The 4,477-nt window shown below is 66.2% G+C and carries 3 protein-coding genes; 1 reads left to right on the top strand and 2 read right to left on the bottom strand.

Annotated elements, in window-relative coordinates; all coding sequences use genetic code 11:
• The coding region (locus VKP62_06010) for a hypothetical protein (protein MEB3196742.1) at window positions 1-675 on the top strand (675 nt) is incomplete at its 5' end.
• 63 nt (window positions 676-738) lie between these two features.
• Here VKP62_06010 and VKP62_06005 read toward each other — a convergent pair.
• Both VKP62_06005 and VKP62_06000 read right to left on the bottom strand, forming a co-directional pair.
• On the bottom strand, window positions 739-2,286 hold the full coding sequence (locus tag VKP62_06005; protein MEB3196741.1) for an ATP-binding protein: 1,548 nt from the start codon (window positions 2,284-2,286) through the stop codon (window positions 739-741).
• 86 nt (window positions 2,287-2,372) lie between these two features.
• Entirely contained in the window at window positions 2,373-4,046 is a 1,674-nt protein-coding gene (locus VKP62_06000; protein MEB3196740.1) for a carboxypeptidase regulatory-like domain-containing protein, read from the bottom strand.
• Between the last annotated feature and the right edge of the window lie 431 nt (window positions 4,047-4,477).

Genomic DNA, 4,477 nt, shown 5'->3' with positions numbered 1-4,477 from the left:
GTGGCGGACAGCAATTACCTGTACGTGGCTGAAGGCGGCAATGGCACCCAGGGCGGGCGCGTCCGACGCTTCGAACTGACGGACGTCAACGCCAGCGCCACCTTGATCGCTGGTCTTCACTGGCCAGCGGCGATCGCGCTGGATTCCACGGACCTCTACGTGGCCGACCTCGGTCGCGGCTACGACGGCACGATCCAGCGCGTGCAGAACGCCAGTTTGGCAACGCCGGGCGCCAGAAAGGTGCTGGCCACCGGGCAGCATTTCCCCAACAGCCTGACCATTCCGCCGGCTTCCTCGGTGGCCTCCAGCACGGTCTTCTTCAGGACGGAAGAGGATGGTGAGACCAGCCTGCGCACGGTGTCGAAGTTCGGGGGCAAGGTGGGCGTGTTTGCGGGGCTGGCCAGCAACGTCCATCCCCATCTGGTGACCGACAACAACCACCTGTATGTCCTCGCCACCCCGCTGGATAGCCGCGGTTTCTGGGGAACCAGCTTCAGTTCGGGAGCACCAGGGGTCAACGTGTTGGGCTTCCCCCTCGACGGGCAACCCGCGGAGCTGGTGACGCGATTTTCGAGCGATGCCAATCCCCGGGGGCTGGCGCTGAAAAACGACCAGCTCTTTATCTCGTTTCCGGCCGGCGTGAAAAAGGTCGACGTGTCCGCCCCGTCCGGCTGAGTCGTGGCGGGGTGTTCTGGGAGGTGCATGCCCGCGCGGGGCATTTTTGCCTGAGCGTCGCCCTCAGGCCGGCGCCACCTCGTAACTCACCAGATTGCGCTCTGTGCGACTGAACTCGATGCCCACCATGGATACGCTCAGGCCCGGTGCGAGATACTTCTCGGCGTAGCCCCGCGCTTGCAGTTGCGCCAGAGCCCGGCCTTCCGGCCCTCCCTCCACGACCTTGAACTCGAACAGGTAAACGCGCTCGCCCAGCCGCAGCGCGAGGTCGATGCGGCCTTTGTTGGTGGCATCTTCGACGCGCACCTCATAACCCAAAGCGGTCAGGTAGCTATAGAAAACGCTGGCATAAAAGCCTTCGAACTGAGCCAGCGGGTTGCTGCGATACCAGTCGTGGGGGATGCCGGCGAACAGGGTGTGCAATACCGCGCGCATGCCTTCGTGATCGCCCGCGGCCAGGTATCCCGGCAGGCGACTGCGAGCGTCGCTGCTGACGTCGCCCGGCACGCCGTAGCCGTGGAGTAAGCTGACGTTCAGGGCCGCCTCGACTTCACGGTTCGGGTAGCCCAGTGTATAGAACCACTGCCCGTCGCCGAGTTCTCGTACCGCCCGGATGCTCAGGTAGCCGGCCTGCCACAGCAGGGCTGCCGGCTCGATGTGGTCCACCTCGAACGCATCGAGCAATTCCTGCGAGGAGGTGAATTGACTGAGGTCGGGCGTGAAGAAGCGGCGCTGGGCCAGCAGGTTCACCAGGAAGCTCGGGGTGCCTGTTTCGAACCAATAGGAACGGAATTCGCGCTTCTGGAACAGCAGGAGCAGGTCGAAAGGGTTATACACCGCGTCACCGCGCCAGTTGTAGCCGTTGTACCAGCGGCGGATACGCTCCCGGTCGAGGCCCGACAGCTCCGGCGCAAAGACGGTGTCCACATCTTCGTCGGTATATCCACAGATGGCTGAGTAGGCAGGGTCGACGGTGATGTCATTCAGGTTGTTCAGACCCGAGAACAGGCTGACCTTCGAGAACTTGCTCACGCCGGTGATGAAGACAAAGCGCAGGTGGGCTTCCGCGTCTTTTAGCACGCCGTACAGGTCACGCAGGGCCTCGCGCATCGCGAGCGCACGTTCCGGTTCGGTCAGGTTGTCGAGGATGGGTTTATCGTACTCGTCCACCAGCACCACCACCTGTCGGCCGGTGCGGTCGTGTAGCGTTTCGATCAGGTCAGCCAGGCGCGATGCGGCGTCGGGAAAGGCGCGTGTCACGCCGTGCTCGTACTCGAGGCGAGACAGCAGCTTGTGCATGAACGCGGCCAGATCCTCGGCGGTTTTGATCACGCGACTGCCGAAGCTGAGGCGCAGCACGGGATGGGTCTGCGACCAGTCCCAGTGCTGATCGGCGTGCAGGCCGACAAAACGCTCGCGCTTGCCCTCGAACAGTTCCTTGAGCGTGTCAAGAAAGAGACTCTTGCCGAAGCGGCGGGGGCGAGACAGGAAGTAATGGCTGCCCTCTGCGATCAGGCGCAGCGCGTGCGGCGTCTTGTCGACATAATAGGCGTTCCGCTCTCGAAGGGTGGCGAAGGTCTGAATACCGATGGGCAAAAGCTTGCGGCGCACGGAGCCTCCACGGGCATTTTGGCGCAGGGACCTCTGCCTGTTTCGGTCGGACAGGGGTCCCACGACGCCGAGTGAGAGCGAGCCCCTTATTTCGTATAGACGCGCAGCACGCCGTACTTGTAGCCGGTCGTCTCAGGCGACTGATCGTGCGGGAACTCGGCCCACAACCAGCCTTCCTGATCGGGTTCGGCGAAGACCATGCGCAGCGTGCCAAAGCTGCCGGCCTTGTTGCTCAGCAGCAGGTTGACCATGCCCTTGGACTCGATCGTGGCCACGTAGGACTGTCCCGCGGCCAGCTCCACCGGGGGCTCGAACACGACCGGGCTGAACAGGTTGCCCAGGCCGAACGGCCGGATCTGATTGGCCGGCAGCACCACGGCGCGCAGCGGCGAACCGGTGGGGTCACCCTCGGGGCCGGCCTGGTAGACGGCCACGGTGCAGTCCTGCGGCGGGGTGGACTCGAACTGGCTGACGGAGAAGGCCAGGCCGGTCAGGGCGCCAGCCGCTTTCAGCTTGAAGGCCTGGGCGCACTTCACGTTGTAGGTCTTGTCGTTCATCGGCTGGAGGCCAAAGGGGGTGGTGCGGGGGGTGCCGCCGGGGAAGGCGATTTCCTCGGCCACCTGGCCGGGCACGGTGGGGCCGCCCACCGTGGCGTTCTGCGAGGGGCCCAGCGTGCCTGCGCCGGCCGCCGGAGCGGGGGCACCGCCGGTGGTCTGGTTGCCCGACGGTGCGTTCGCATTGCCTCCGGGGGCGGTAGGGTTGGTCGCAGGGGTCGGGGCGGGGGCTGGGGCCGCCAAGGCCTGCAGGGCAATCTCGCCCAGGTCCGTGACGGCGTCGGCAGCGGTCGCGGCATCGGGCGCCGCCACCGTGCGGCTTTCGCTGCGCAGCACGTGGGTGGGGTGGAACACCACCATCGTGTAGGCGCCGGCCGGCACGTTCACCAGCTCGAAACGCCCCTGGTCGTCGGCCAGGGCGGACAGGCTGACCGGGCCGCGAAGGGAAATGGCCGCGCCGGGCAGGGCCTTGCCGTCGCCGCCGCGGATGGCGCCTTTCAGGCGGGCGGGGCGTTCGGCCGGGCTGGCGGGTTGCAGGTCCAGGTCCAGGTTGGCGGTCTTGCCGGCCTTCACTTCGACCAGCTTGGTGAACGGCTTGTATCCCGGCAGGGCGGCCGTGATGTTGTAGGCCCCTTCGGCCAGGTTGGCGAAGGCGAAGGCCCCGTTTTCCTTGGCCTTGGCCACCATGGTGGTGCCGGCCACGAACACGTCGGCGCCCAGCAATCCCTCACTCTTGCCCTCGCGCGAGACCAGGCCCGTCAGGCTGCCCGTCTGCCGCAGCACCATGCTCTTCAGGTCAGCCGTTTGCTCGGGCGCGGCCAGTTCGACCCGGTTGCGCACCTTGAGCAGCTTGGCATCGACGGTTTTTTCGGCCACCACGTGATGTTCGCCCACCGGCACGCCCGACAGTTCGAACTCGCCGTTCGCATTGGTTTTGGTCTTCAGGTTGGGCAGGTCGTCGAGGTAGACGTCCGCGCCATCCATGCCGCCGGTCTGCTGGAGGCCATAGTCGATGCCGTTGAAGGTCACGGTGCCCTTGACCTTGCCGCCGCCTTGCGAGGCCGGGGCGGTGGCCGCGGCCGGGGTGACCGGCTGCGTCGTCGTGGCCGGGCAGCCTGCCACGGCCAGCGCCAGCAAGAGCAGCCCCAACCGTTGAGTCAGGCGGGCGTCGGACAGGGGGCGAGCGGCGCGGCGGTGAGGGGTCATGGATCCTCCGAGAGTAGGCACAGTCGCCCCATTGTAAGCTGGAAAAAACGCCGGCGCTAGCCATCTTCTTCTGCGCCCGCAGGCGCTGCGCGTGTCGGGTCGATGGCTGGGGATGCCCTGCGAGGGGCCTCGGGCCCTCGCAGGCGCTCTCACTGAGGGGTGGGTGGCCAGGCCCGGTTACACGCCCTCCTTCGTCTGGTATAAGGAGGCCATCCCGAAGTCTCGCCGAGGCGGTGTTAATCCCGGCGTCGCACGTCTTGGCAAGCGGCCCCCAAACTGGAGAAGGTCATCATGCTGTCATCTCGTCATCACCTGCCGCGTCGCCCCGGTTTCACCCTGGTGGAGGTGGCGCTCGCCGTGGCCGTCGGCCTGATCGTGATCGGCGGGGCGGTGGTGGGTTACAACGCGGTCAAGGACAACGCCAACAACGC

It is taken from the genome of Candidatus Sericytochromatia bacterium (genome assembly GCA_035285325.1).
Classification (GTDB): Bacteria; Cyanobacteriota; Sericytochromatia; order S15B-MN24; family JAQBPE01; genus JAYKJB01.
The sequence above is the reverse complement of the archived record's forward strand: the minus strand, read 5'-3'. Positions and strand labels throughout refer to the sequence as shown.

Excerpts from the sequence above, each read along its gene's own strand:
- VKP62_06000 (MEB3196740.1), bottom strand. The coding sequence starts at position 4,046 with ATGACCCCTCACCGCCGCGCCGCTCGCCCCCTGTCCGACGCCCGCCTG.